We start from the raw sequence: 23,316 nt of genomic DNA on the forward strand, positions 1-23,316 counted from the left end.
GAAGATGCGCGCAGCAATCTTCAGTTCGTAAAGATCAGATATCGTCACCGACGCGCACCAAGACGCGCTGGAAGTCTCTCTACGAAGCTCGACGCGGATTTCGCGGTCGCGGTACACGCATGGCGCGCTGTTCCAGACTATCCCGGTAGGAACACCATCCGAATTGAAGTCCCCCCGGTGGTACCGACGTCGCAGTACGCTACTGTCGAACGCGCGGCGGCTGGCATCCAGCAATTGGTTCCGCCACCAGTAGCTGAGGTCGCTTGGAACCTCTTCGCTAAGCGGAAGGCCAGTTATTGCAAGATTCCATGAACTCCAATACTGGGACATGTCGGACGCCTCGTTCGCGGCGTACAGCATGGCGGCATCGATCCCTTCGATCACGCCTTGTAGATCTCTGCGCGTTCTCATGTGGCTCCTCTCTCATTCCGATCGGACGTACGCGGCGCTGCGGCAAGCTGACGCGGAGGCGATGCGTCCGCCAGGTTCTCAAGCGCGGCGAGGTAGACAGGCGACCAACGTTGTGACTCACCAATTTCTTCCCCTTGTTCCCGTCCGGCCACAACGACGATCGCGCGGCAGGGCCGGCATTGACGAGAATCCGCCCTCCGCAAGCAGGTGAATCAACTCTGGAGTAGTTCGAACCCCCAGCTTGAATCGGATATGCTCTCGGTGGACCTTCACCGTCCTCACGGTAATGCCAAGGGCCTTCGCGACAACGGGGTTTGAGTCGCCATTCGACACATACTGAAGCACTTCGCGCTCTCGCGAACTGAGAGACTCTAAGCGGGCTCTCGCCACCGCGCAGCGCGAAAGCTGGTTGCGCATTCGCGCATCTCTCGCGAGCCCTTGCGACACCGCTTCGATTAGTAGATCTAGTTCCACGGGCTTGGTTAGCAAGTCAACCGCTCCGCTCTTCATGATCTCCACAGCGCATGCTATTTCGACCATGCCGGTGATGTAGATGATGGGAGGTACATGTCCGCGGCGAGCCAATTCAGCCTGAACATTCATGCCGCTTCTGCCCGGCATCATTAGGTCCAGGATGACGCAACCAGCGTCACCGGATTGATACACCTCAAGGAACTCTTCCCCCGAAGAGCTCGGAACTACCGTGTACCCATCTGCCCAGAGCGCTCGTGATAGAGCTCTAAGCACATCGGGATCGTCATCAACCAAGTGTACGATTGGGTACATACTCGCTCCCTCACGACTTCGGACTCCGCCGGGTCCCATTGGCGTAGCGCTGGCTTCCCACTCAGTCAACGGTCTTTTATCAGCCAGAGGCGGGCCCATTCGTCCGCATTGCGCTCAGCATGCCCCTGCGCGATGCGCCCGAGCAGACGGCGGGATTCGTCTAAGGTTGCGGCAAGCTCCGCGCGGAGACGTCGACTTTCGTCGATCGCGGCTTCGTAGCGCGTGGGGACCGTATGTCGCTCAGGCTCGTCGATGAGACGAGCGATCGTAAGGGTATTCAAGAGTTGGGCCTGATGCGAGCTGCACGGAGGCCCAAGGCAGCAGCGCGATTTGATCGCCACGGTGCATCAGTAGTCGTACACCTGCGCGCGCGAGCTTGGCGTGAACGCCTCTTGCTAACCGGATAGACGCGGGCGAGGGCTCGTCGATGGAACGAGCGACCGTAGAAGTCTTCAACAGCCTTGTCTGGCGAGCTGCGGAGGCCGAAGCGGCAGCGCGATCTATTCGCTACGGTTCGTCGAGTCTACGCCGTCCGAAACTAGCTGCTTGACGTGCACGGCTCTTGCCCTCACCTCGGACAGACGCTGACGAGCTTTCGCAACGCCCAGTCGCATCTCCAACTGCGTCCTTCTCGAGGTTTCTATCGCGTCGTAGAAACGGCGCACTAGTGGATCGGAAGCTTTCGGATCTAGTCGCCTCGTGCTCATGGTGGCGAGTTCAACAGGGGTAGGCCACGTTATGTATGAGGCCGCTTGCATCTGATCCTTGTGAAGGACATATCGGGCGAGACCGAGAGCGCTCGCTCGCAGGGCGTTTAGCAGAGAAGGCGCGTCACGGGCTTGTCACTCATAGGTTGCGAGGCTGGACGTGCAGGGACGGCTGATGCCTGTCGTTATCCGAGGCGGGAGAGAAGCCGTGCGACTGCTAATTGTTGAAGATGAACTGCCTCTTGCCGAGGTCATGGCGGCAGGTTTAAAGGCGAGCGGTTATCACGTTTGGCATACAGATAATGTCAGCCACGCGATCGCCCTGGCAGACGAGCATCGCTTCGACTGCGTCGTCCTTGATGTTGAGCTAGGACAACAAAGTGGCTGCGAGGTAGCGGATCATCTTGTGGCGATAAAGCTACCGTTCTTCTTTGCCACAGGCGCAGGTGACGGTGCAATCCCCGCTCGGCTTGCCGCCTATTCGGTGCTGGCCAAGCCCTTCACTCTCGCGCAGCTGGTTTTGTTTATAGAGCGTACCGCAACACCACAGTGAAGCCGTCGGACGATTCTCGCATGCCGTCGCATCTCCACTTCGGGGGTCGAGAGCGGACATTAGCAGCCGTCGTGCCCAACGTCCTGCCCGAATGTGCTGTCGTCCAGGAGCGCCCCGCGGTGGAGTGGGAGTAGATGTTCTCGGCCTCTCTCGAATGGCGGCCACGCTGTGAATGGATGAGGCCACAGAAGAACGGCGAGGGACGCCCTCGCCATTCTCGTTAGGCACCCACCCGGTGACCGTTACTGCTTAGGCGGAATGTTGACCTTATCGATCCCATGGAGCAGACCATTGCTCGACCCGATGTCGGCCGAGGTGATCAGCGCTCCATCAATGCTGAGCTGGTCGTCCTTCAGGATGATCGGGGCCGACTGGCCGTTGACGGTCCTGGCAGCGTCCCACTTGCCAACGTCGGCCGTGGTCTTGCGGCCGCTAACAACATGATAGTTCAGCAGCGAGACGAGTTCTTCCTTGTTCTCGGGCTTGAACAGACTTTCCAGCTTGCCAGCCGGAAGCTTTTCAAATGCCGCATCCGTCGGTGCGAACACCGTGAAAGGGCCCGTGCCGCGCAGCGTTTCGGTCATGCCCGCGGCATCAAGTGCCTTACCAAAAGTCCTGAAGGACCCATTGGCGGCGGCGGTGTCGACGAGATTCTTGCCGTTGGGAATGTTGGTTACGGTGTTCATACAGGATTGCCTCTTATATGGTCCGCTGTTTTGCGGAATCCAGGGCGGCCGAAGCCAGACCCCGCTCGAAGCGGGGCGAGTGAGGCTCAGTGCGGAGGAGGAGTGGAATTGCAGCGCGGCTGAGTGGCCGTTGCGACGTTGCATCGCAGTGCACAAGGATCGTGCACCATTGAGCGTGAGTTAGGCGTGAGCTAAGCCTCATCGCGGACCGGTGCTCGTTGGCCACGCGCCGCGGCTTATAGTCAGCAGAAGGAAGGGATCACCGCGCATGCTGGTGGCGTACCCAGCATGAACGTCATGCCTGGACGCGTCATTTGCGCAACAAAATGAGCGCATAGTGTCGCAGGTTGCGAGCATGTATCGCTCCGTCTCAGTTGTGTTAGCCCCCAAGGCTGTGACCTCAAATCAGAACAGCCAATCGCGGGGCTGAGGACACTAATCATGAGAACGCTCATCGAAATGCTCGCATCACAGGTCACGCAGGCTATTGGGTCGTTGAGGGTGGATCGGCCACCGCAGCTACCAGACCCCGTGCGCGACGGGTGGCCAGTGCTAGCATTCACGCAACCATACTCGAGCCGAATGACTGCAAACCTTCGATCCTCGTCATTGCGTCGCAAGTCCTTCCGAAGGTTCCTGCATATTGATCGGCCTACGCCGTAACACGGCGCGTCGCCGGCAGCCTTGCGCTGACCGGAGAGAAGGGCGACCGCTTCTCTAAGTCACGAGTAAGTAACATCAGTTGGCGCACTCTCGAATGACACTACGGCGCAACGTCGTACTGGCCATTCGGGCCGCACAGCACGCCGCTCCTACCTTCCCTGAGCTAAGCGCCCCATGTCGGTCGGGGTTGGCTATTCGTTGGCGCTGCGGGCTATTTTCATCACAACTCATCGCCGGCGAGTCACGGGGGTCGTTTCCTACGATGCCACGGCGACGGCTGGACGGAGCTCATCATGAACGGTGCAACTGTCCCGTTGTTCACAGACGTACTCAAGTCAATACCGAGGTTCTTCGGCATCCGACTCGACGCCAGACCTGCCTACCGTATGGAGGATGTCGTGGGACCGGTCGAGATCAGGCGCTACGCGCCAGCCTTGTTTGTGCATACCTCTGCGGACGGAAGCCATGACGCGGCAGTGCGTGTCGCACGCGAGAAGCTAGAGGATTACATCTACGGTGACAACGAAGCCCTAGAGAAGATGGAGATGACCTATCCGACGTACCAGGGCGACGACGAGTCCACGATGTTCCCCAGTGCTTTACGCATGCGCGAGAGGCACGGCTGGAGAGTTGCATTCTTTCTCTCCAACAACTTGGCCGCTGGAGAGGCGCCGCTACCGGACGATCCGTCGGTAAGAGTGCATGAATCGCCGGAAACATTGGTTGCCGTACTTGGATACCGCGGTGCCGACACGGAGGAGAGCCGCATCGCTGCTAAGCGCGACCTAATGCAGACACTGTCGGGGTCACGGTGGGCAGCAGATGATCAGGTCTATTGGGCAAGTTATGACCAGGCGTTCGCCATCCCGTATCTCAAGAAGAATGAAGTTCATGTCCGTGTAGCGAACTCGAAGACGGAGATTGTCGTCTCGGCCAAGGTCGACGAGGCATGCAACAGCGACAGTGAAGCCGCAAACCAAGCCTAACCGCAGTACGCTCCGGAGAACTGAAATGCAAATCTTCACGAATGAAAAGAGAGATCGAAGTTTCCTACGCCCGGTCACTGAGGACGATTTGGCATTACAGCGCGCCGAGAACGAAGGACTGCCCTTCTTGTCGCACCGCGACGAAGCGAGCCATCTCTTCGCCCGCGTGTCGATGAGGCTGCGAAAGGGGCTTAGTCCAGTCGCGGATGGGAACTTGCTGACCCTTGAAGAGCTCCTCGCCGCGGTCAACAAGGTGACGCATAGCGACACACAATTACGTCAGCAGTGTGCAAACCTGGTTGCACTCTTGGCATCGGACATTCGGAATGCGAAGCAGTTCTCCTTGGATAGTTGTCTCCGCGCCAGGCCGCTGCACGAGTGGCGCCAGCGCTACAACGGCTTAGATGTCTTGCGATAACCAACGGCCTACTTGCGAACTGGCCTCGACGTTCGCCTCATTAGTCCGGACGTAGCCGGGCTTCTGCCTAAGCAGTGAGGCTTGCGATTACACCTTTGGCGCGAGCCCCTGATCATCTGCCATATGGTCCGCTTTGCGATCGACATTGCGAGCCGCTCCCATCCTGCCTGCGCGCCCGCTTCCGGCCAGAATCGGACATCTCGGTTCAGCGGCTAAACCCGGGGTCTATGCAGGTGGCTACTCGCATTTCGCCTCCTACGTCCCTCGGCTCTAAGAGCCGGGATGCCGTCCATCAACTGGAAGCGATCACTGTGGCCCTGCTGTAAGAGCTTTCGGACTGTGCCGAGCGCGACAGCCGGAACCATCTGATGTACCTGGCGCGCGGTCAGCATCTCCCCTTCGAACAGGAACCGTGTCACCTGAGGGTCTTGTGGCTGCGTCATAGGTCACGTTCCTTCACCAGCGCCCGGCGCGACAGATCCTCACCAGCAAAGATGCTTTGGATCGCCATGCGCCAGCCCGAGGAGAATGCCTTGGCCTCCGGTTCGCGTCCGAGCTCAAATACCGCTGCCATCTTCTCCAACGAGGCCAAAGCATCAGCGCGCACCGCGGCGTCAATGCCTGACGAAGAGAGAATGGCGCTCAGTGCGGCTTCTAACGCACCGACTCTTCCCATCAGCTCAAAAATCGATTCGTTGTCCATAGGTGCGCCAAGCGGCTAACGTCGTTTCCAGCGAGCACCGCCCCCACCCCGAAAGGCTGGCGGGGTAATCGGAAGAACGGAGGAACCTGCGTCTGCCGCGAGACGTGCCCAGAGCGCGACAGACCGTGATCCAAGTTTCCGCCTTATCGTCGCCCTATGGGCAGCCGGTACGAGCAGGGCTATAGGTACGCAGAAAGTCTAGGGCAGAGTCGTGTCCCGCGACTGCATACCTGCGGCACGAACCGTGGCGTTCAACGCCTCCAACTGGATGCTATCGCTCTCAACGACGTGTACGAGCGGGGTCATTGAACGCTTCCCGACTGCTCAGAGGAATCATTGATACCCCGCTCGCATCACCTCGTCTATTGGCCCTAAGGTCAACTGAGGCTCGTTCAGGCGCTAAGCCTTAGAGATCTAATAGCTAACCCGGGATGTCCGCTTTGGTCGAAAGCGGACGTTATCACCGGCGCGATATGGCGACCAGCAGGCCATCACGGCCCGCTGGCCGCGTCGACCCTAGGCCTCAGTCTGCTCAGCCAGTTCAAGGGCGTCGTCTACCTCGATGCCTAGGTAGCGAACAGTACTCTCCAGCTTTGTGTGGCCTAAGAGCAGTTGAACTGCACGGAGGTTCTTCGTCCGGCGGTAGATTAGTGCCGCCTTCGTACGCCGTAGAGAATGGGTGCCATACGCGCTGCCGTCGAGGCCGACCTCCGAGACCCAACGGTGGACGATTCGGCTGTACTGGCGCGTCGACAGATGGGCCACTTGTCGAATGCGGCTCGGGAAGAGAAAGGTGTTGCCGCCAATCCGCTGGACCGCTAGCCACGCAGCGATAGCGTCTCGCGTCAGACTAGCAATTTCGAAGCAGACCGGACGCCCGGTTTTGCGCTGAAGCACGGTCGCTCGGGCCGCGATGGTCTGGCCGTGGCAGATGTCTTGCACTCGAAGCGAAAGCAGATCGCAGGCTCTAAGCTTCGAGTCGATGGCCAGGTTGAACAGCGCTAGTTCTCGGCAGCTGCCGCGGAGCTGAAGCCTCACCCTAATGGCCCATATGTCGCGGAGCCGGAGCGGTGCTTTCCGGCCAACGATCTTGCCCATGTTCCAAGGGACGAAGTTGTCGCTCATGTCCATGTCCAACTCCCAGGCGGGAGATCGACGATGCACCTGACTCCAGACGGCAGTCACCTCGGCGCGCTAGATAGTCGTCCCGGTGCTAATGTCCGCTTTCGACCCAAAGCGGTCATTCATTTGCCATGGAGGCGACACATGTCGAGACCTGCCTATTTCCTGAGACGGGATGCATGACCAAGTTGAGGGAGGTCCGTGTCGAGGCCAGCGCATTGGTTTCGAATCACGGCATGGTGGCGCCGGGATTCCCGTTCCGCCATACGACGCATCATGTAGTGAATATTTTCCAGGCGTTCCTTGCGCGCGACTTCACGCTGGATGGGTCTTCGATGGTGCAGATCACCCTGGGTGCGCGACGAGACATCGACCCTGCACATCTTCAAGTGCTGGGCACCACCGAAATCTATGTGGAGTCCTTCGACTTCAAGCGATACCACGCGATGTCACCGAGGCAGCGTGAGGAGCAGATACTTGAACTGATCGAGGATCGTCTTCTCCATATCGCGTCGATGCAGGGCGTAGATCCCACACCGATCCATGAGGCTGCCGCTGCAGTGCGGCAGAACAGCTTCACCCTCGAAACTGAGCGAAACAAGCTTGCACGTTCGCTCCCAGGCCGCCGCGGCCGCGTACGCGTGTATCGCCAACTGGCGTCCGGATATGCCGAACGGTGGATCGCAAAATTGGCCGACCAAGCGGGCCGTCTGGTGCATGAAGTGGTATTGAAAGGTGGTGGGCCGGTCGACCTGCGCGGACACTTCCACCATGCGGAGCTAGCTTCGGACAGCTTCTTTCTGAAGGACGACCTCGATCGTCCAGTCGTTTCGATCTCCCGCCTAAGCGAACTGGTTTCCAATCCCTCAGCGGATGCGCAGAGTTACCTGGAACGCCACCCCTATGGCTAGTAGCGACCATCGTGGAATCCCAAGGTCCGCTTCTGGCCGATAGCGGACGTTCGACCGCGACGCCCGGCAGCCGGACTGCTAATGTCGGCTTTCGACCCGAAGCAGACTCCGCTCCTACAATCATCGAGATGTATGCATCGCTTCAATGATCACGTTGCACCGAATAGCCGTATCCGCGAGCAGTACCGGCGTTTTGTAGTGTCACTGACCGAAGCTCGGCAAGGCCTTCCCACGTGCGCAGCACTGGTGCAATGTTGGCTCGATGAGATAGGACGGATCATGGGCGGCAATCTATCCCGAGTGGGCCATGAGTGGTGGACTATCCAAGGCCGGCATGAGTACGTTGCCCTGCGACGTACGCGACAAGCGCGAGAACTGGCGCTGAAATGGACGAGCGACGAGCTCCAGACGGAATTTCTTTATCGAAACTCCAGCTTTAGGGTGCAGCTAGATCCATTTGGGCAGTCACATGCGTGGCGAGGCGTGACGATCGTCCGGACTGAGAGTGGTGGACAGCACGAGCTATTCACTTTGCGAAGCCGCCGAGGGGAACGACAGCGTTTACCCGGCCACGTATTCATGACGATGGCAGAGGAGGCGCGCCGTGAAATCGACTCCGCGACTGCCTTGTCACTGGAGCCCAGGTCGTAACGCATGAGCACGCGGCTCAACAGGTGTTAGCCCCCCATGATCAACACTGCGCCGTTAGGAGTAGTCAATTTCTCCAAGCAGTTCCTTGCTGCGGCCAGGAGCACCCAAGAACCTGCGAAAAACGTCGCTCAAGAGATCGGTCAAAGGCTGTCCCTGGTTGCCTATTACCTTGCCGGTCATTCCATCGAACTTTCCCTCAAGGCATTTCTTCTCGGACGCGGCCTTCCCATCGAGACTCTGAGGAGTCGCAAGTACGGACATGATCTATCCGCTCTACTCCTTGAGAGCCGCAAGAGGAAGCTTGGTAACTGCGTCAAGCTGTCGCGCCGAGAGCTTGCCGTGGTGCATACGCTGAATGATTGCTACGCAGCTAAGGAGCTTGAGTATCTATTCCATGGCACTCGCACTCTCCCTCCGTACTCGCAGGTTGTTGCACTAGCCACAAAGCTCCACGACGGTGTCGCCGCCTATTGCGGTCAGTTGGCGGCTGACAAATCACTCAAGCGGAGACCGCTTCGCGGCCCTGCATAACTCTGGTGCTGGTGAATGACTGCTCCTGGCCGTTAGCGGACGTTGCCAAGGCGTGAGTGCTAATGTCCGAATCCAGTCATCCAGGATGGTGTCCAGTGGGCCAGGGATTGGGAAACGCTCATCTAGTTTCGGTACTTGCGATGGGGGTGCTACTGCAGGTCGCTGGATGCAGCCGTGAGCGCGCACCGGCAAGTCCTCAGGTGGTCGGCGACCAGGACATCGGCGTAATCGAGGCGCTACCGGTGGCGGAACCCGCGCGCGTCATGGAAGGGGCAGTGCCCCTGCCGCAGGGCAGGACGGCGCGCGAAGTAACGGCGACCCTTCGTCAACGGATGGAAGTGGGCGATTCCCGAGCCGCCTGCCAGCTCGCCCGAGAGGTGGAATTCTGCGCAGATTCCGAAGCGGCAAGTCTTCGCATGGGCACGATAGCGGACCGGTTGAAGGCGGAAGCGGCCGCGGGCGCAGTGATTCTGAACAAGAACGACGTACTGCAGACAATGGCGGACCTTGCACGCGTTCGTAGTGAGTACTGCACCGGCATGCCTCCAGTCACCCCGGGGGAAACCGTCAACCTGTGGCGACAAGCTGCGTTACAGGGCGACCTTCCATCCATGTTGCGGTACGGAACCGGCCTGGCGTTCCGGCCCGACAGCCTGCTCGATACGCTGGACGAACTGAAGGTCTACCGACGCGAGGGCGTCGACATGACCAAGCGCGTTGCACAAAGCGGAAGTGTCGAGGCCGCTATTGCACTCGCACGCGCCTACGCGCCACGTCATACGGGACCCGATCGAACTCCCCTGCTGCGCCAGGCAGTGAAGCGCGATGCCGCGCAATCGCTTGCCTACTATCTGTTTGCACAGGATCTCTTGCCGATGGCAACCTCGTCCCGCGTGACGGCTCTCGCGCTTCAAACCGAAACCCGCGGGCTGCAGTTGATGATGGCGCCCGACGAGGTGCGTGAAGGCGAGCAACGATACAAGGACCTGCAGCGCGCCTCGATGCCACAGCCTGCCGCCGATTTCGATCTGATGGCGCAGGACGAACGGGACATGTACCAGCCGGTTCCGGGTACGGGCCTATGCGAGCGAAGCACGGCGGCTGCTGGCAGGTAGGGACGGAAACCGACTGGGCTCGACAAGGCTGACGTACCCGCTGGCAGCAATGCTTGGAAGGCGTGAGTCGAACGTCGGCTGCTGCCCGACAGCGGAGGTCAGGACGGGCGACGCTGCTTGGGCAGTGCTAATGTCCGCTTTCGACCCAAAGCGGACATTGGACATGAGATGGCTCCTACTCGCCGCGCTGATGTTGACACTCCCGGGCAGGACGGCCGCGGCTGATCGATGTCTGGTAGAAGTGCGCGTCGACGCTGCGCCCCATGGCGCCGGTCTCGGCATCGACGGAACAAGATGCAAAGCCGATCTCGAAGAGTTCTGGCGGGTCGTTGAGAACAAGCTTCCGCGCCCATTGCCACGGGGATTGACGTGGTTTTCGTTGATGGCGCCGGCGGGCGACGACGAGCGCGCTGCCATGTCGGCAGCATGGCGCAGCAGTTGCAACCATACTTCAAGGCAAGGGACCGCTTTCCTCGACGCGTACAAGTTGCAGCCGGCAGCGAGAGTACTCGCGCCTTCCCTGGCAAGACTGGGACCTATCCCGGAAAGCGTGGACAACTTCTACGTGGTCGAACGCTCGAAGGCGACCATCCAGCACCCAGCATGCAAACGCGGACTGCTGTCGCCGGTGATCTATTTCCGTCTGTCTGCCTCCAACGGCCCGGTGTCCGCTTCTGGCCGATAGCGGACGTTCGAGCAGGACTGGCGCGTCGACGACTGGTAATGTCCGCTTTCGACCCAAAGCGGACATTGGGGTCGCACGGCAGGAGGACGGCAAATGATGGAACGTTCGCTGACGCTTGTCGGCTTCGAGCAGAGCGACACTGGAATCGACGACCGCGTGATCAATGGGGCCGAATTGCTCCTGGGTGTGCAGTTTCCGTCGGGTTACAGGCGTATCGCGCTCGCATTCGACGGCGCTTTCGGGGATTTGGATTTCCCACTTCCTGGTACGGGACGCCGCGCACAAGCCAGCATCGGCCATTGGCTGTCCTTGATCCCGTGGAGGAGCAGTTCCGTCTGGTCGTGGCTAGCTTGCTGGGGCGAGCATCAGCTCCCGCGTGCGGTCATTCCTATTGCCGAGAATGGTGGCGGAGATCTTCTCTGTCTCGACTATAGGTCTGGGTCTGAACCCTCGCTTTGCTTCTGGTTCCATGAACTCGGCGAGGACGGCCTCTACCCAGTTGCTGAAAGTTTCGACTCGTGGCTGCGAACAGCGATCGAGCCTGCCTTGTCTTGAACAGCGACGTCCGCTCTTGGCCGTTAGCAGACGTGGCGCCGTAACTGCATGAATCGCAAAGGATTCTTGGCAAACCGGCGAAACTAGCGCCTTCTTATGGCCCGACCGCGCTGAACTAGTGCGATCTCGGGCACCTTCGATAGCGCAGCAATGAGCCGCCACCGGCTAAGTCATTGCCTCGCTTGGTGGAGCACTAGGGCGTTCTCCGGGAACCCACATGCGATGTCAGATGTGAAAGTTTCAGTTGGTCGCGCGTTGGATTTGGTGATTGAGACGCTTGAGCCGCTGGACAAACGCGCGAGGGAGACTGTGCTTGCTGCAGCCTGTAGGCACTTAGATCTTACCGACCTGTCCGTCGGCACCATGGTGCCGGCTAGTGGCCCAGATCCGGATAGCAAGGTTAACGATGTCAGGCGCGCAGCACCTACTGATATTCGTTCGCTGAAGACAGAGAAGCAGCCGAAGACCGTGCAACAAATGGCTTGTCTCGTTGCCTACTATCTGCAGGAATCAGCGCCCGAGTCAGAGCGCAAGCCGACAGTCAATGCCGCAGACTTGGAGAAGTATTTCAAACAGGCTGGCTTTAAGTTGCCTAGTCGTATCGCGCAAGTGCTCATTGACGCCAAGGCGGGTGGTTACTTCGACTCGACCGGAAGAGGCGAGTATCGGCTTAACGCCGTTGGGTACAACTTAGTAGCTCATTCGCTTCCCGGAAAGGCGGACTAGCAGATAGTGGCGGCAGACTTTGTTACGCGACTTGAGCGGATGGGGCGGACTCTCACGAGTGCGAACTTTGGATCCCAACTGAACTCAGCAAAGTGCAGGGGCGAGTTGCGGAAACTTGTCGAAGAATACTTTGAGAAGGTCCGGCCAACACTCGCTTCGCTTGATGAGCAAAGCCCGCTAGTACTGCCAGTCGATTCCGCAATGCAGCAGTTGCTGGTTGAGACGCACAAGCGGGGACGTACTGCCCGTTATAGAGCATTGCTGAATGAAGCGCGTGAGGGGCTAATTCAAGTCCACGCAGAGCGGCTTATACCGCGTGTTGGGCCGATCCCGATGGACCCCATCGATGGCCAAATCTCCGCCGCGCTCCAAGAAACACTGCCTTCTGCAGCACTCTCCTACAGACAAGCAGTCGAGGACTTGAAGGGGGCCGCGCGGCTATCGTGGCGGGGCCCCGCAACAGACCTGCGCGAAAGCATGCGCGAGCTGTTGGACCATTTGGCGCCGGATGCTGAAGTCGAAGCTGCTCACGGGTTCAAGCGGGAGCCAGAGACGCGCGGGCCAACAATGAAGCAGAAGGTTCGCTTCATACTTCGCCAGCGAAGTGCACAAGGAGCGGCAATGGCGAGTGTCGAAACTGCAACGCAGGCCGTTGAAGAGGCTCTGGGCCAGTTTGTGCGGTCTGTCTACACGCGATCTAGCGTCTCCACTCACGTCGCAACTAGCAGAGAAGAAGTGCTGAGGATCAAGGCCCTGGTACAAGTAGTGCTGCAGGAACTGCTCGGATTGCACGCGTAGCCAGCGTAGCCCGGAGAAGCGAAGCGCGCGGGTGAACCAGCGTAACCCGGGCTGACGGTTCGCTTCATGCGAACCTCGACCGGAAGCGCACCCCGGGGGAGGCTTTCGGCCTTACCGGGGCTATCGCCCCCTCCACGCGCGAGGGTCTGCGCTCGAAGGTCCGAGCTCGAAGGATTGAAAGCCGAGCAAAAGGCACTCCGGGTTCCGACTCGGGCGCCCGGCGCTCCGGTGTCGAAGCTCGGAAGCTCAGCCGCGGGAGCTTCGAACACCGGGCACTCAACTCGACGTTTCGGGTGCCTGAGCTCCGATGGCCGAGCAACAAGCCCGGCGTGCCGAGCTCCGCGCTCGGCGTCCGGAGTCTTTTGCTCCGAACCTGCGTTCGAAAGCGTTCGCCTTTCGAGTTTACAGATGGGCGGCCCGCGCTCTGAGCTCCGGTGACCAGGCACCCATTCCCGCGCGCCGAGCTCGAACCGCGGCGTTGCGCGCTCGCAGCTCCGGCGGCCGGGCTCAAAGGCGCGCGTTTCGGGCTCCAACCTCGGCGCCTGATGGCAGCGATTCGCTGACTGGAACAGTCAGGAAGCCCGGTATCGCGGGTGTGTCCTGCGTATCGCAGACCTCCCATCGACTACGCCCATCGCCACCGCGCGGAACAAGCACGATTTCGCGACCTTCCGGCCCATCGCGGACGCAGAACTCCTGAGAGAAGTGGCGCGCGACGGTTGGATCTCCGCCGGGATCGGGATTGGGAACATAGGCAGCGATAGCCGCGACGTATGCTCTGCCTGGCTGTAATGGTGCGTTGTAGCTGAAGGTGCCAGGTGGTTTGTCGTATCCGTAAGGGATGCATCGACCGGGAGCCAATGTGATGGCTGTCGACGCTGGTACATCCCATCTCCACGCGTCAACGCCAGCTTTGTTCGACACCATGACGCTTGTGATTGCGGGTGGCGTCTTCTGTGCGTGCAGTGTTCCGCTCACGGTGAAACAAGCTTCTCCGTCCTCGATCTGAATCGTCGCTCGCTGATACACGTGGGACGGAAAGCATCCGGAAGAAAGCGTCACAAACAGCGCCAGCCATGACAGGTGCCAACGTATCATGGCTTCAACTCCGGGGCTGGATCACTCAGGACGCCCGGGATAGCGGGCGTGTCCTGCGAATCGCAGACGTCCCATTGCGCTCTACCACCCACTATTGGCACCAGTACGATTTCGTTTCCGCGTACGCAGAACTCCTGCCGGTACTCTCGTGGAATGGTGGGGTCGCCGCCGGGATACGGGTTGGGAACCTCTCCCCGTATCACCACCAAGTACGATGTTCCCGGCAGCAGAGACTCGTGAACATCCGCCACGCCCGGCGGTCCTTTGAATCCGTAGGCAATGCACTGGTCGGGACGTAGCGGGATGCTGGTCGGATACGGCATGTACCAGTCCCAGATATCCCGCCAGGTTCCCGCTCGGTGAGCCGTTACGTATGCTGCGGTAATCGAGGGGGTCGTCCGCCGCGTTTCCCTCCGGTCATTGACGGAGAAGCAGGCTTGTCCCGTCTCGATTCGGATGACCGCCCGCTGATACATTCCGGGCGGAGAGCATGCGGAGGCCAATGGCGCGAGGAGCGCCAGCCATAACAGGTACCGTGGTGTCATAGCGGCATCCCCGGCGCATAGCCCGGAGTAAAGGGCTCACGCGGCAAATGCGAAGCCCAACCCGGATTGATGAGGAAGTCCCGGAGCACGCTCTCGTACAAGGGCAAAAGATCACGCACGTTCTGCCGAACGTACAGCGGCTCGGAAAGCCTGTTGGAGTTCGACCTCCAACGCAGCAGGAAGTAGTCAGCAACCAGATTGCCTTGCGCTTCCATGTTGTAGTCGCGCAGCCGCCTTTCCTGGCTCAACATGTAGCGATACGACATATTGGGCTGGGGCGCCCGGACTCGCTTGATTGCATAACCCAACTGGTACTGCCAGACATGCACCATCTCGTGGACGAATAGACGCTGCTCATCTATGTCGGCCACGGAATAATCGAACTGGAACAGCTTCTCCGGCATATACAACTCCCCATTCGGCGTCACCGCGGTGTCCTTGTCCTGAAACCCAAAGAACATCCAATAGCCGTGGTTGTGAATCCTGACTTTCCTGTAGTCCACAGACGTACCGAAGAGCGGTAACAGCATCGACATCTCGCCGCCGGTCAGCCCCCGGTCTTCCTCCTGCACGCGGACATCCTTGATCGATGACCCAAGGCTCGTCCCGTTGGTGACCACGCCGCGCAGCTCCATCATCGAGACGGTCTGCGCCGGCATGCCGATGAGCGAGCAGCAGCCTTCTTCCTGTGCGGACACCGTCAACTCGGCGCGAACAATCTCGGTCGGCGTTGCGGTTTCGATGCGTCCCGTGTGGCCGGCTTCGTCCGTGGTGCCCGCGATGCTGCGGCCGTCTTCCAGGTGCAGCACGAAACTCATGTGCGCCAACGGATTGTCGGCCGGACCGAGGAAGCGGATCGCCTCGTCGTACTGCGGTTGACTGGCCGCCGCAGCCCAACTCGGCGGTGGGGCGGAGTAGGCAGCACCGCGCGAAGTCGGGGACGGCTCGTGGCCCCATTGATAGTTGCAACTGGATCGAAGTCGGCAGCCGCAGGCCAGCCGATGCTTGTCGAGTACGACGGGGCGGCCATCCACGATGAAACCGTCGTCGCCTTGCACGGCGGGGAACGACCCGCCGTGCGTATCGCATCGCGCCATGTCGCCCACCCGCATCAGCGGCTTGCCGCCAACGAGAAAACCGGATGCGCCAGTGACCTCTCCGCCACCCTCTACTGGATCGCCTTGGCGAACCCAGCCTTGCGAACCGCCGAGCCCCATCACGCCTCCTCCGACGCGATGGCCGATGCATCATGCTCGAGCGCGGGGCCGTACTCTTCGGAGTCGCACAGAGCCACGGCGCTTTGCAGTGATTCGACGATCACATCGCCGTTGTCCAGGCGACTCCCCACCGCCGCGATGGCACGCTCCGCCACGAAGACATGTCGCGAGCCGGACTGGATGCGTGCGTCACGACCATCGGGGTACGTCACGCGGTCGCCGACGCACGCGATGGCGTGACCGTCCATCAGAACGCGAGGGTCGCCCGAGACGACCGTACCGCCTTGCGCGGTGCGTGCGCCAACCGTGGCGACGGCATGATTGGGATACGAAGCAAGTTGCGACATTGATGAAACTCCTGTGCTTGATGGGATTTCCCGGGCCCATCATGCCGCCGCGTCTACAGCCGAAAGCCGTTCGCCAATGCATACTTTTTCGGCTGCGAGACGCGCGTACGAGCGTTAATTGGCGCAGCGGTCGAGTGGGTGTCCTGCGATCTGATTGCGGCGTCCCGGGGCAAGGCCTCGGGTCGCACGCGGGCAACTTGGAGTCGGTGCGACTTCTTCGCGTTGATCTTGCGTGAACGGGGAAAGGAGACTCGCCGCCGGAGCGTAAGAACTCCTCGTAGAGCGGCACCCACCTCCGACAATCCGGTGGGTTTTTTGTGCCCGGGCAACCGGGCACAACCTCGATGCAGTCGTCTGCGTCGGGAGGGGACAGCAATACAACACCCGAAAGGGAAACCCTGTCCGGCCGTTCTCTGCGCGGTTTCTTAACCTCCCGACACCTTTACGGCATTCGCCGTAGAGGAACCCGCAGTCAAAGGAGCGACTCATGCCAACGAAGTCCCGCCCGGCGCCGTCCCGGACCCTCTGCTACGTCATCAGCGACCCCGCGCGCGACATCGTGTCGCGCACCCGCGACCAGCTGTCGCTGCTCGCGCGCCTCACCGCCGCCCGCGTCCGCCACGACGACGCCGAACTCGAAATGCCCCAGCCCACGCTCTTCCACGTCCTGCAGACCCTGTGCAACGACCTGGACCACGCGCTGCGGGACATGAAACTTCGCTGGCCATCCGGCGAGTCACCGCCGGAGCGGACGTAAACCGGCTATGCCGCGCACCTGCAGACGGTGCGCCGGCCAATATTCGCCGCAGACGTCACGTCGGCACGAGAGCCAGCGGATGCTAACGTCCGCTTTCGACCCAGAGCGGACATCGCTGCGGAAGACCTATGCCGTACTTCAAAGTTAGGCTCTCTGGTGCGGGCATCTCGTATCCCTTTGCCGGCGGTTCCGATCCCGTCATCGGGTTCTTCACCACACGCGTGGTGAAGGCGCCGGATCTCGGACAAGCGCGAGCCGCCGCGACGTCGCTCGTTCTGAACGAGTGGCTGCCAGGCGGTCCCTATGCGGCCGACAATGCCGGTTCGCCGCCGAAGCTGTCCATCGAGGAGGCGTGGCCCATCGGCTTGTTCTCCGGGCTCTTCGGGTTAGTACCTAATGGCTATACCTTCTATACGCGCGACGACTGAAGTCGGCTGGCAGCGTCCGCTTCTGGCCGATAGCGGACACCGACCTGCAACGACGGACCTGCCCTTGGATAGACTCTCCGTATGAGTCCTGCGTTCCGCCGAGAGTCTGTGAGGCCATTCCAGGCAATCGAAGCTGTCTACTGCTACTTCTGGTCACTTGGCAAACGCGAGGGCAATTTCTGGCCTCGTGCGTACGGTCTCTTCATGGTCGTCGTACAGGTTTTCCCCGCACTGTTCGCCGCTCTCCACGCGAGGGCAGAGCCGCCGTGGTTGGCTGGGGCCGGCCTTGGTGCTCTGGTCGTTCTCGGCAATCTGTATCTCGTCCGTCGTACCGATGCGATAGCGGTCAGGTATTGGGATGAAAAGTGGGTTCCCAATCTCAGGCAGCGAATGGCGTTCGGAGCTTATCTTTTCGTTTCAATCGTGCTTCTCATAGAGGTCGCGAGATTCAATATTTGGATGGCGGGTCTCGCGTACCTGGTCACAGGAAACTTCCCAGTAAAGAAGCTGACGGACACGCTGGCATAGCGCAGATGGCAGGCGATCCTAATGTCCCCTGCTGACCGATAGCGGAACCTCTCGACCCCCACCCATCTCGACGCCACCGGAGACACCCGATGATCGAGCTACCCGTACGAGACCCATGCGACCTGTGCGAAGTGGCGGGGCGCGAGGACCGGTGGGCGATCATCGAGGAAGGCGAGCACACGCTGACGGTCATCAACCCGTGGCAGTTCGAAGTGGGGCAGTGCTGCGTCATCACGCGTCGGCACGTCGCGACGTTGCTGGATCTCTCGGCCGAGGAATGCGCGACGGTGCTGGGCGCGGCGAAGCGGGTCGCGGAGGCACTCGTCAGGAGCTACCGTCCGCTTGGCATCCTCACGTTCCAGAACAACGGCGTCTACAGCGGACAGGAAACCCCGCACTTCCACTTCCACGTCGTGCCGCGGCAGAAAGGCAGCGACTGGGGGATCGGTCCGCCACAACTGGCGACGTTCGAGGGTGCCGGACGCAAGGCAGGCACTGCGCATGACTCGAGCGGCGATGCGCGACGCCGCGAACGCGTCCAGGTATCGACCGCCCAACTTGCCGCCACCGCGGCCCTCATCCGATCGAACCTGCCGAGCTGACGGCGGCGAATCCGTTGTCTGTCCGCGGCAAGGACTGCGTAACGCCGCACCGCTTCGCCTCGCCACCCGCGGCATACTTGCGAACATCGCCCAGCACCCACCGGAGGCTCCATGCGTCGTCGCGATTTCCTCAGTGCCGCGGTCGCCGCCTCGGGCGCGCTCATGCTTCCCGGCGGGCTGGCGCTGGCGGCGCCGGCGGGCGTGACCGGCCTGACGTCGCTCACCGTCGGCACGAAGCCGATCTCGCCCGAAGAGCGCATGGCGCGCATCGCCAGGCTGCAGCGGCTGATGGTCGAGCAGGAGATCGGCGCGCTGATCGTGGAGTCGGGTTCGAGCCTGGATTACTTCACGGGCGTGCAGTGGCATCGCTCCGAACGCACGACGGCCGCGGTGATTCCGGCGCGTGGCGACGTCATCATCGTGACACCGGCGTTCGAGGAACCGTCGATTCGCGAGACGCTGGCCGTAAGCGGCGACGTTCGTCCGTGGAACGAACACGAAAGCCCGTTCGACCTCATCGTCGGCGCACTGCGCGACCGCGGGGTGAAATCGGGCGCGATTGCCTTCGAATCCACCACGCGCTTGTTCATCGTCGATGGCGTGCGCGAGGCGAGCGCCGGCGCATACCGCATCGTGTCGGGCGACGCGCTGGTGAAGGCGGTGCGGCTGATCAAGTCGCCGGCCGAACTCGCGCTGATGCAGGCGGCCAACAACGTCACGCTTGCCGCGCTGCGCTACGTGCACGACAACGTGCGCATCGGCATGCGGCCCGAGGAGCTCGGCGCGATGATCGATGCCGCCACTGCGGCGCTCGGCGGCGAGCCGGGCTTCGCGCTCGTGCTGCTCAACGAGGCCAGCGCGTATCCGCACGGTTCGAAGCAGCCGCAGACCGTGCGCGAGGGCTCGGTCATCCTGATGGACGTGGGCTGCACGTTGCACGGCTACCAGTCGGACATCTCGCGCACGTGGGTGATGGGCAAGCCGACGGCGAAGCAGCGCAAGGTCTGGGACACCGTCAAGCGCGGACAGGAACTCGCGCTCGCCACCGCGAAGCCGGGCGTCCCGGTCGGTGCCATCGACGACGCCGTGCGCGCCATGTACGAAAAGGAAGGCTGGGGCCCGGGCTATCGCCTGCCGGGCCTGTCGCACCGCACCGGCCACGGCATCGGCCTGGACGGCCACGAGCCGCCGTACCTCGTGCACGGCGACACCACGCCGCTCGCGCCGGGCATGTGCTTCTCCGACGAGCCGGGCCTCTACATCCCCGGCGAATTCGGCATCCGCATGGAAGACTGCTGGTACATGACCGAATCCGGGCCGAAACTGTTCACGCAGCTGGCGAAGTCGATCGACGATCCGATCTGATGTTGTCGAATGAGCTAGTGGCGGCGTGAAGGGGATCGGAATGACATCAGTGAGCAACGTTCGCCACGTACGCAAGCTGCTCTGGATGCAAGTGGCTATCGGGCTGATGTTTGTCGGCGGCGGACTGTCGTTCCCGATCTACATGTACCTGCAGTACGGCTTCGCTGCACATCCTGTCTACGATGGACAAGGCAATGTGGTGGGGCAGGCGAGCTACTTCCTCACGGGTCTGGGAATGGGGTTGTTTGCGATCGCGGTGGCCAGCTTCGTGATCCTCATGGCCATTCGCTCGCTCAGGGCAATGGCAGTGCAGCAAGAACTCGAGGAATGAAGAGAGGCGCGTCGCGTAGCCTCTCTGCATTGGCTAGCGCACACGCCGCCACACCGACACGGGCACGCTGCCGTCCGGGCGCGGCGGCACCTTGTAGCGCAGCTCGGCGCCATCGAGCGTGTATTCGCGTTTCTGCGTCGTGCCTTCCCAGTTGGGGAAGGACGAACCTTCGATTGAGAACACGAGAACGCGGGCCGTTTCGTCGATCGCGATAGTGCCGTAATGCGTGCTGCTGCCCATCACGGCCGAGCGCATCTCGTCGGCGCTGCCATCGGCCTTGTTCTCGCTTGCGAAGCGCGCGCGCTCGGACTTGAAGATCTGCAGCGAATAGCGCCCCTGCGCGTCGACGATGAGCCTGCCTTTGGGTTTGTCGCCGTAATCGCGTGCGGTGGTGCCGTCCGGAAGGAGCTTGTCTGCGGCGACCAGTGTCCAGGTGCCTTGCAGCGGGAAGGCGAGCGGCGCCGGGTGCGCATCGCGCGCAGCCAGTCCCGCGAGCATGGCGACGAGTGCGCCGGTGAGCAGGTTCATGGCGATGTGGCCTCGTGGTCAGGAGCGAACGCCCACGATCCTAGGCGGCTTGATGGATTCGAAAAATCCATCTAGAACGATATCTGCCATTTCGGAATCGAATGATGCCCACCAAGGCGATGGACGTGGATGCCGTGCGCGCGTTCCTGCTGGCGGCCGACCTGCAGAGCTTCACGCGTGCGGCCGACGTATTGGACACCACGCAATCCGCCGTGAGCCTCAAGCTGCGCAAGCTGGAGGAGCAGCTCGGTCGCCGCCTGCTGGAACGCACGCCCCGCCACGTGAGGCTGTCGGCCGAGGGCGTGGCGTTCCTCGGCATGGCGCGCGAACTGGTGAGCTCGCACGATCGCGCCGCCGCCGCATTCGATACCGAACAGCGGCGACTGGCGATCGGCATCAACCAGCAGCTGGTCGGGAGCGAGCTTCCGTCCCTCCTCAAGCGCATGCGCGATCACGATCCGAACCTGCAGGTCGAAATGCGCATCGGCGGCACGCAGGAGCTGATGCGCAGCCAGGCGCAGGGCGAACTCGACGCCGTGCTCGTGCTGCGCCCCGACGATCGCGGCAAGCGGGGCAGGGTGGTGTTCGCCGAGCCATTCGCGTGGTTCGCGGCGGTCGGCTGGGAGCCGCGCGCCGGCCAGCCGTTGCCGCTCGCGACGCAGGGCGAATCGTGCCGCGTCCGCACGCAGGCCGTGCGCGCGCTCGATCGCGCCGGCATCGAATGGCGCGAAGTCTTCGTCGGGAAAGGCGCCGCGATCCTCGGAGCCGCGGCGGTGGCAGGCCTCGCAGTCGCGCTGCTGGCACGACGCGCGGCGCCGGCTGGGGCGGTGGATGTGGGCGGCGTGCTGTCGCTGCCGTCGATCCGCGCGCAGGACGTGATGCTCTACACCAATCTCAGTGATCGCCGCACGCGCGAGGCGCTGCGCGTGCTGACGCTGGCGTTCCAGTGAGCGCCTTCCCTGCTGGGCCGGTCGGCGGGTAATCTCGCAGGCACCTCAGCCAGCGCCGGTGGCGGATCGACATGGAGTTCAATCCCTACCTTCCGCCGCGTGCGTCGATCGATGGCCCTTCGCCCGTCACCGCCAGGCTCGGCCGGCTGTACCGCGCGGTGAACAACGTCTACGCAGCCGTCCTGATCGTCGCCACCGCCCTCCTGATCGCGACCGGTCCAATCCCGCTGGATCGCCGGACCGCCAGCGTCGCGCTGTACTTCGGTGCCCCGGTTGCCTGCTACTTCGTGCTGCGATGGGCCACACCGGTCGCCGCGCGACGGTGGCTCGCCGGTTATGGCGCGTACGCGGTGTATCTGACAGGCGTCTTCGCGTGGAACATGAGCTCGTCCAATCCGGACGTGGGCATCGGCGCGCTGATACTGGGGATCAACCTGATCGCGCTGCTGGCGGCCATCGTGCAGGTGTCCAGGTTCCGATGATCCGCACGACTGCCGTCTACATCGCCGCCGCCTTCGCCGAGATCGCCGGCTGCTTCGGTTTCTGGGCGTGGTTGCGCCTGGCGAAGACCGCATGGCTGGTGCCGCTCGCGATGCTGTCGCTGGCGACGTTCGCGTGGCTGCTCACGCTGGTCGAAAGCAGCGCGGCGGGCCGTGCGTACGCGGCCTATGGCGGCGTCTACATCGCCGCGTCGCTGCTCTGGCTGTGGCAGGTGGAAGGCGTGAAGCCGGATCGCTGGGACGTCATCGGCAGCATCGTGTGCCTGATCGGCGCGGCGATCATCGTGTTCGCGCCGCGTGCGCCCGCCGTTGCGTGATGCACGCGGCCGCTATTCGGCCGCGATCAGGTCCACCCACGTGATCCAGTCGTCGGTGCGCGAGTGGAACGGCTCGACCAGCGTGCGCGCGCTGTCCACGGGCAGGCCGTTCTCGAAGCCGGCATCGGCTAGGCGCTGCTCAAGCTCGGCGGCGATGCGCTGGAACGCATCCTTCAGCTGGGCGCGATTGGGATGCGTGACGATCATCGCGCGCAGCAGGCATTCCATCGCCAGGATCTGCGCCGAATGCAGCACGACGGCGCTTTCCAGTGCTGTGATCTGTTTCTTCACGAGGTCTCCTCGGTCGTCGCGACGAACGTAGCGTTCTCGATGTGAATGGATCGCGAGAGAAACGATGCATTCGTGAAACGTGGAAGAGGTCGTCGCGTGCGTCGTTCATCGCTCACCGCGACATGACGCGCGTGCGGGTATCGCTTGCACGCCAATAGCGAACGCCTGCGCCATGCCCGTCCTGATTACGCCCGACCAGCGTTACATCGTCGTCCGCGGTCGCCTGTGGCGCGCGGCGAATCCGTCGCTCGAGCCCGCCGAACGCGATGCGCTGACGCGGCGCCTGATGAACGCGCGCCGCGAGGTCGCCGCTGCACGCCGCGTTGGCGACGATGAACGCCTGGCCCGGGCGCGCGGCGAGGTGGACGCGGCGAAGGTCGCGCTCGGTGAGCGCGGCGCGGTGTGGTGGACCGATGGCGCGCCGGATCTCAACCGCAAGCTGGTGAAGAACACGCCGTACGCGAAGTGGTTCGACGGCGTCGCCCAACCCGCTGCGGTGCGATGA

Annotated in this window: 29 protein-coding genes; 20 read left to right on the top strand and 9 right to left on the bottom strand. The window is 61.9% G+C overall.

The window, feature by feature from the left end:
* Positions 1-528: 528 nt before the first annotated feature.
* A complete protein-coding gene (locus ABIE51_RS03450) occupies positions 529-1,296 on the bottom strand; it encodes a response regulator transcription factor (protein WP_354503453.1) in 768 nt (255 codons plus the stop codon).
* On the bottom strand, positions 1,263-1,478 hold the full coding sequence (locus ABIE51_RS03455) for a hypothetical protein (RefSeq protein ID WP_192632244.1): 216 nt from the start codon (positions 1,476-1,478) through the stop codon (positions 1,263-1,265). The genes ABIE51_RS03450 and ABIE51_RS03455 overlap by 34 nt, the downstream gene beginning before the upstream one ends.
* Before the next feature lie 634 nt (positions 1,479-2,112).
* On the opposite strand from ABIE51_RS03455, the gene ABIE51_RS03460 reads away from it, so the two are divergent.
* On the top strand, positions 2,113-2,457 hold the full coding sequence (locus tag ABIE51_RS03460) for a response regulator (protein WP_192632245.1): 345 nt from the start codon (positions 2,113-2,115) through the stop codon (positions 2,455-2,457).
* 242 nt (positions 2,458-2,699) lie between these two features.
* Here the strand turns inward: ABIE51_RS03460 and ABIE51_RS03465 are convergent, their stop codons facing one another.
* The gene (locus tag ABIE51_RS03465; protein WP_157029282.1) at positions 2,700-3,143 is read right to left on the bottom strand and encodes a fasciclin domain-containing protein; all 444 of its coding nucleotides are present in this window, start codon (positions 3,141-3,143) and stop codon (positions 2,700-2,702) included.
* A 956-nt stretch (positions 3,144-4,099) separates the two neighbouring features.
* On the opposite strand from ABIE51_RS03465, the gene ABIE51_RS03470 reads away from it, so the two are divergent.
* Both ABIE51_RS03470 and ABIE51_RS03475 read left to right on the top strand, forming a co-directional pair.
* A complete protein-coding gene (locus ABIE51_RS03470) occupies positions 4,100-4,792 on the top strand; it encodes an SOUL family heme-binding protein (protein WP_192632246.1) in 693 nt (230 codons plus the stop codon).
* A gap of 25 nt (positions 4,793-4,817) precedes the next feature.
* Complete coding sequence (locus tag ABIE51_RS03475) at positions 4,818-5,210, top strand: hypothetical protein (protein ID WP_192632247.1); 393 nt, start codon at positions 4,818-4,820, stop codon at positions 5,208-5,210.
* A 439-nt stretch (positions 5,211-5,649) separates the two neighbouring features.
* On the opposite strand, the gene ABIE51_RS03480 is transcribed toward ABIE51_RS03475, so the two are convergent.
* Together ABIE51_RS03480 and ABIE51_RS03485 are read right to left on the bottom strand one after the other, a co-directional pair.
* The gene (locus tag ABIE51_RS03480) at positions 5,650-5,913 is read right to left on the bottom strand and encodes a hypothetical protein (protein WP_192632248.1); all 264 of its coding nucleotides are present in this window, start codon (positions 5,911-5,913) and stop codon (positions 5,650-5,652) included.
* A gap of 516 nt (positions 5,914-6,429) precedes the next feature.
* Entirely contained in the window at positions 6,430-7,038 is a 609-nt protein-coding gene (locus tag ABIE51_RS03485; RefSeq protein WP_354503457.1) for a tyrosine-type recombinase/integrase, read from the bottom strand.
* A gap of 176 nt (positions 7,039-7,214) precedes the next feature.
* On the opposite strand from ABIE51_RS03485, the gene ABIE51_RS03490 reads away from it, so the two are divergent.
* From ABIE51_RS03490 to ABIE51_RS03520, 7 genes are all read left to right on the top strand, one after another.
* Positions 7,215-7,946: a hypothetical protein gene (locus tag ABIE51_RS03490; RefSeq protein WP_157030214.1), complete on the top strand. Its 732-nt coding sequence runs from the start codon at positions 7,215-7,217 to the stop codon at positions 7,944-7,946.
* A gap of 687 nt (positions 7,947-8,633) precedes the next feature.
* Positions 8,634-9,128, top strand: a complete 495-nt coding sequence (locus ABIE51_RS03495; RefSeq protein ID WP_192632250.1) for a hypothetical protein — start codon at positions 8,634-8,636, stop codon at positions 9,126-9,128.
* A 200-nt stretch (positions 9,129-9,328) separates the two neighbouring features.
* Positions 9,329-10,243 carry a hypothetical protein gene (locus ABIE51_RS03500; protein ID WP_192632251.1) on the top strand — a complete coding sequence of 305 codons (915 nt, stop codon included), beginning with the start codon at positions 9,329-9,331 and terminating at the stop codon, positions 10,241-10,243.
* 163 nt (positions 10,244-10,406) lie between these two features.
* Entirely contained in the window at positions 10,407-10,928 is a 522-nt protein-coding gene (locus tag ABIE51_RS03505; RefSeq protein WP_192632252.1) for a hypothetical protein, read from the top strand.
* A 96-nt stretch (positions 10,929-11,024) separates the two neighbouring features.
* Positions 11,025-11,483, top strand: coding sequence for an SMI1/KNR4 family protein (locus ABIE51_RS03510; RefSeq protein ID WP_192632253.1), 459 nt, complete (start codon positions 11,025-11,027; stop codon positions 11,481-11,483).
* Positions 11,484-11,705: 222 nt separating this feature from the next.
* Positions 11,706-12,209, top strand: a complete 504-nt coding sequence (locus tag ABIE51_RS03515) for a hypothetical protein (RefSeq protein ID WP_192632254.1) — start codon at positions 11,706-11,708, stop codon at positions 12,207-12,209.
* 201 nt (positions 12,210-12,410) lie between these two features.
* Entirely contained in the window at positions 12,411-13,007 is a 597-nt protein-coding gene (locus tag ABIE51_RS03520) for a pPIWI-associating nuclease domain-containing protein (RefSeq protein WP_192632255.1), read from the top strand.
* 1,639 nt (positions 13,008-14,646) lie between these two features.
* Here ABIE51_RS03520 and ABIE51_RS03525 read toward each other — a convergent pair.
* On the bottom strand, positions 14,647-15,867 hold the full coding sequence (locus ABIE51_RS03525; protein ID WP_354504789.1) for a PAAR domain-containing protein: 1,221 nt from the start codon (positions 15,865-15,867) through the stop codon (positions 14,647-14,649).
* On the bottom strand, positions 15,867-16,214 hold the full coding sequence (locus tag ABIE51_RS03530) for a PAAR domain-containing protein (protein ID WP_192632257.1): 348 nt from the start codon (positions 16,212-16,214) through the stop codon (positions 15,867-15,869). Before ABIE51_RS03530 ends, ABIE51_RS03525 begins: the two co-directional genes overlap by 1 nt.
* Positions 16,215-16,701: 487 nt before the next feature.
* On the opposite strand from ABIE51_RS03530, the gene ABIE51_RS03535 reads away from it, so the two are divergent.
* The 6 genes from ABIE51_RS03535 (at position 16,702) to ABIE51_RS03560 (ending at position 20,225) form a co-directional block, all read left to right on the top strand.
* Positions 16,702-16,971, top strand: a complete 270-nt coding sequence (locus ABIE51_RS03535; protein WP_192632258.1) for an XAC0095 family protein — start codon at positions 16,702-16,704, stop codon at positions 16,969-16,971.
* Positions 16,972-17,099: 128 nt separating this feature from the next.
* Entirely contained in the window at positions 17,100-17,399 is a 300-nt protein-coding gene (locus ABIE51_RS03540; protein ID WP_192632259.1) for a hypothetical protein, read from the top strand.
* An 81-nt stretch (positions 17,400-17,480) separates the two neighbouring features.
* Positions 17,481-17,927: a hypothetical protein gene (locus tag ABIE51_RS03545; RefSeq protein WP_192632260.1), complete on the top strand. Its 447-nt coding sequence runs from the start codon at positions 17,481-17,483 to the stop codon at positions 17,925-17,927.
* A 131-nt stretch (positions 17,928-18,058) separates the two neighbouring features.
* Positions 18,059-18,529, top strand: a complete 471-nt coding sequence (locus ABIE51_RS03550; protein ID WP_354503465.1) for an HIT family protein — start codon at positions 18,059-18,061, stop codon at positions 18,527-18,529.
* Positions 18,530-18,640: 111 nt separating this feature from the next.
* Positions 18,641-19,894: a M24 family metallopeptidase gene (locus ABIE51_RS03555; protein ID WP_192632262.1), complete on the top strand. Its 1,254-nt coding sequence runs from the start codon at positions 18,641-18,643 to the stop codon at positions 19,892-19,894.
* Positions 19,895-19,943: 49 nt separating this feature from the next.
* The gene (locus tag ABIE51_RS03560) at positions 19,944-20,225 is read left to right on the top strand and encodes a hypothetical protein (protein ID WP_192632263.1); all 282 of its coding nucleotides are present in this window, start codon (positions 19,944-19,946) and stop codon (positions 20,223-20,225) included.
* A 33-nt stretch (positions 20,226-20,258) separates the two neighbouring features.
* On the opposite strand, the gene ABIE51_RS03565 is transcribed toward ABIE51_RS03560, so the two are convergent.
* Positions 20,259-20,753, bottom strand: a complete 495-nt coding sequence (locus tag ABIE51_RS03565) for a lipocalin-like domain-containing protein (RefSeq protein WP_192632264.1) — start codon at positions 20,751-20,753, stop codon at positions 20,259-20,261.
* A gap of 104 nt (positions 20,754-20,857) precedes the next feature.
* Between ABIE51_RS03565 and ABIE51_RS03570 the strand changes: the two genes are divergently transcribed.
* The 3 genes from ABIE51_RS03570 to ABIE51_RS03580 all read left to right on the top strand — a co-directional run bounded on the left by ABIE51_RS03570 (position 20,858) and on the right by ABIE51_RS03580 (position 22,520).
* Complete coding sequence (locus ABIE51_RS03570) at positions 20,858-21,703, top strand: LysR family transcriptional regulator (protein ID WP_192632265.1); 846 nt, start codon at positions 20,858-20,860, stop codon at positions 21,701-21,703.
* A gap of 71 nt (positions 21,704-21,774) precedes the next feature.
* Positions 21,775-22,185 carry a hypothetical protein gene (locus ABIE51_RS03575; protein WP_192632266.1) on the top strand — a complete coding sequence of 137 codons (411 nt, stop codon included), beginning with the start codon at positions 21,775-21,777 and terminating at the stop codon, positions 22,183-22,185.
* Complete coding sequence (locus ABIE51_RS03580) at positions 22,182-22,520, top strand: YnfA family protein (RefSeq protein ID WP_192632267.1); 339 nt, start codon at positions 22,182-22,184, stop codon at positions 22,518-22,520. Before ABIE51_RS03575 ends, ABIE51_RS03580 begins: the two co-directional genes overlap by 4 nt.
* Before the next feature lie 12 nt (positions 22,521-22,532).
* Here the strand turns inward: ABIE51_RS03580 and ABIE51_RS03585 are convergent, their stop codons facing one another.
* On the bottom strand, positions 22,533-22,811 hold the full coding sequence (locus ABIE51_RS03585) for a hypothetical protein (protein ID WP_115841209.1): 279 nt from the start codon (positions 22,809-22,811) through the stop codon (positions 22,533-22,535).
* Between the two features lie 172 nt (positions 22,812-22,983).
* Between ABIE51_RS03585 and ABIE51_RS03590 the strand changes: the two genes are divergently transcribed.
* The gene (locus ABIE51_RS03590; protein WP_115841210.1) at positions 22,984-23,316 is read left to right on the top strand and encodes a hypothetical protein; all 333 of its coding nucleotides are present in this window, start codon (positions 22,984-22,986) and stop codon (positions 23,314-23,316) included.

The organism is Lysobacter sp. OAE881 (assembly GCF_040546665.1).
In the GTDB taxonomy this organism is placed as follows: Bacteria; Pseudomonadota; Gammaproteobacteria; order Xanthomonadales; family Xanthomonadaceae; genus Lysobacter_J; species Lysobacter_J soli.

Bases quoted from the DNA above. Each gene is read 5' to 3' on its own strand.
- ABIE51_RS03450 (WP_354503453.1), bottom strand. From the start codon at position 1,296: ATGGGCCCGCCTCTGGCTGATAAAAGACCGTTGACTGAGTGGGAAGCC.
- ABIE51_RS03465 (WP_157029282.1), bottom strand. From the start codon at position 3,143: ATGAACACCGTAACCAACATTCCCAACGGCAAGAATCTCGTCGACACC.
- ABIE51_RS03470 (WP_192632246.1), top strand. From the start codon at position 4,100: ATGAACGGTGCAACTGTCCCGTTGTTCACAGACGTACTCAAGTCAATA.
- ABIE51_RS03475 (WP_192632247.1), top strand. From the start codon at position 4,818: ATGCAAATCTTCACGAATGAAAAGAGAGATCGAAGTTTCCTACGCCCG.
- ABIE51_RS03480 (WP_192632248.1), bottom strand. From the start codon at position 5,913: ATGGACAACGAATCGATTTTTGAGCTGATGGGAAGAGTCGGTGCGTTA.
- ABIE51_RS03485 (WP_354503457.1), bottom strand. From the start codon at position 7,038: ATGAGCGACAACTTCGTCCCTTGGAACATGGGCAAGATCGTTGGCCGG.
- ABIE51_RS03490 (WP_157030214.1), top strand. From the start codon at position 7,215: ATGACCAAGTTGAGGGAGGTCCGTGTCGAGGCCAGCGCATTGGTTTCG.
- ABIE51_RS03495 (WP_192632250.1), top strand. From the start codon at position 8,634: ATGATCAACACTGCGCCGTTAGGAGTAGTCAATTTCTCCAAGCAGTTC.
- ABIE51_RS03505 (WP_192632252.1), top strand. From the start codon at position 10,407: ATGAGATGGCTCCTACTCGCCGCGCTGATGTTGACACTCCCGGGCAGG.
- ABIE51_RS03510 (WP_192632253.1), top strand. From the start codon at position 11,025: ATGGAACGTTCGCTGACGCTTGTCGGCTTCGAGCAGAGCGACACTGGA.
- ABIE51_RS03515 (WP_192632254.1), top strand. From the start codon at position 11,706: ATGTCAGATGTGAAAGTTTCAGTTGGTCGCGCGTTGGATTTGGTGATT.
- ABIE51_RS03520 (WP_192632255.1), top strand. From the start codon at position 12,411: ATGCAGCAGTTGCTGGTTGAGACGCACAAGCGGGGACGTACTGCCCGT.
- ABIE51_RS03525 (WP_354504789.1), bottom strand. From the start codon at position 15,867: ATGGGGCTCGGCGGTTCGCAAGGCTGGGTTCGCCAAGGCGATCCAGTA.
- ABIE51_RS03530 (WP_192632257.1), bottom strand. From the start codon at position 16,214: ATGTCGCAACTTGCTTCGTATCCCAATCATGCCGTCGCCACGGTTGGC.
- ABIE51_RS03535 (WP_192632258.1), top strand. From the start codon at position 16,702: ATGCCAACGAAGTCCCGCCCGGCGCCGTCCCGGACCCTCTGCTACGTC.
- ABIE51_RS03540 (WP_192632259.1), top strand. From the start codon at position 17,100: ATGCCGTACTTCAAAGTTAGGCTCTCTGGTGCGGGCATCTCGTATCCC.
- ABIE51_RS03545 (WP_192632260.1), top strand. From the start codon at position 17,481: ATGAGTCCTGCGTTCCGCCGAGAGTCTGTGAGGCCATTCCAGGCAATC.
- ABIE51_RS03555 (WP_192632262.1), top strand. From the start codon at position 18,641: ATGCGTCGTCGCGATTTCCTCAGTGCCGCGGTCGCCGCCTCGGGCGCG.
- ABIE51_RS03565 (WP_192632264.1), bottom strand. From the start codon at position 20,753: ATGAACCTGCTCACCGGCGCACTCGTCGCCATGCTCGCGGGACTGGCT.
- ABIE51_RS03570 (WP_192632265.1), top strand. From the start codon at position 20,858: ATGCCCACCAAGGCGATGGACGTGGATGCCGTGCGCGCGTTCCTGCTG.
- ABIE51_RS03575 (WP_192632266.1), top strand. From the start codon at position 21,775: ATGGAGTTCAATCCCTACCTTCCGCCGCGTGCGTCGATCGATGGCCCT.
- ABIE51_RS03580 (WP_192632267.1), top strand. From the start codon at position 22,182: ATGATCCGCACGACTGCCGTCTACATCGCCGCCGCCTTCGCCGAGATC.
- ABIE51_RS03590 (WP_115841210.1), top strand. From the start codon at position 22,984: ATGCCCGTCCTGATTACGCCCGACCAGCGTTACATCGTCGTCCGCGGT.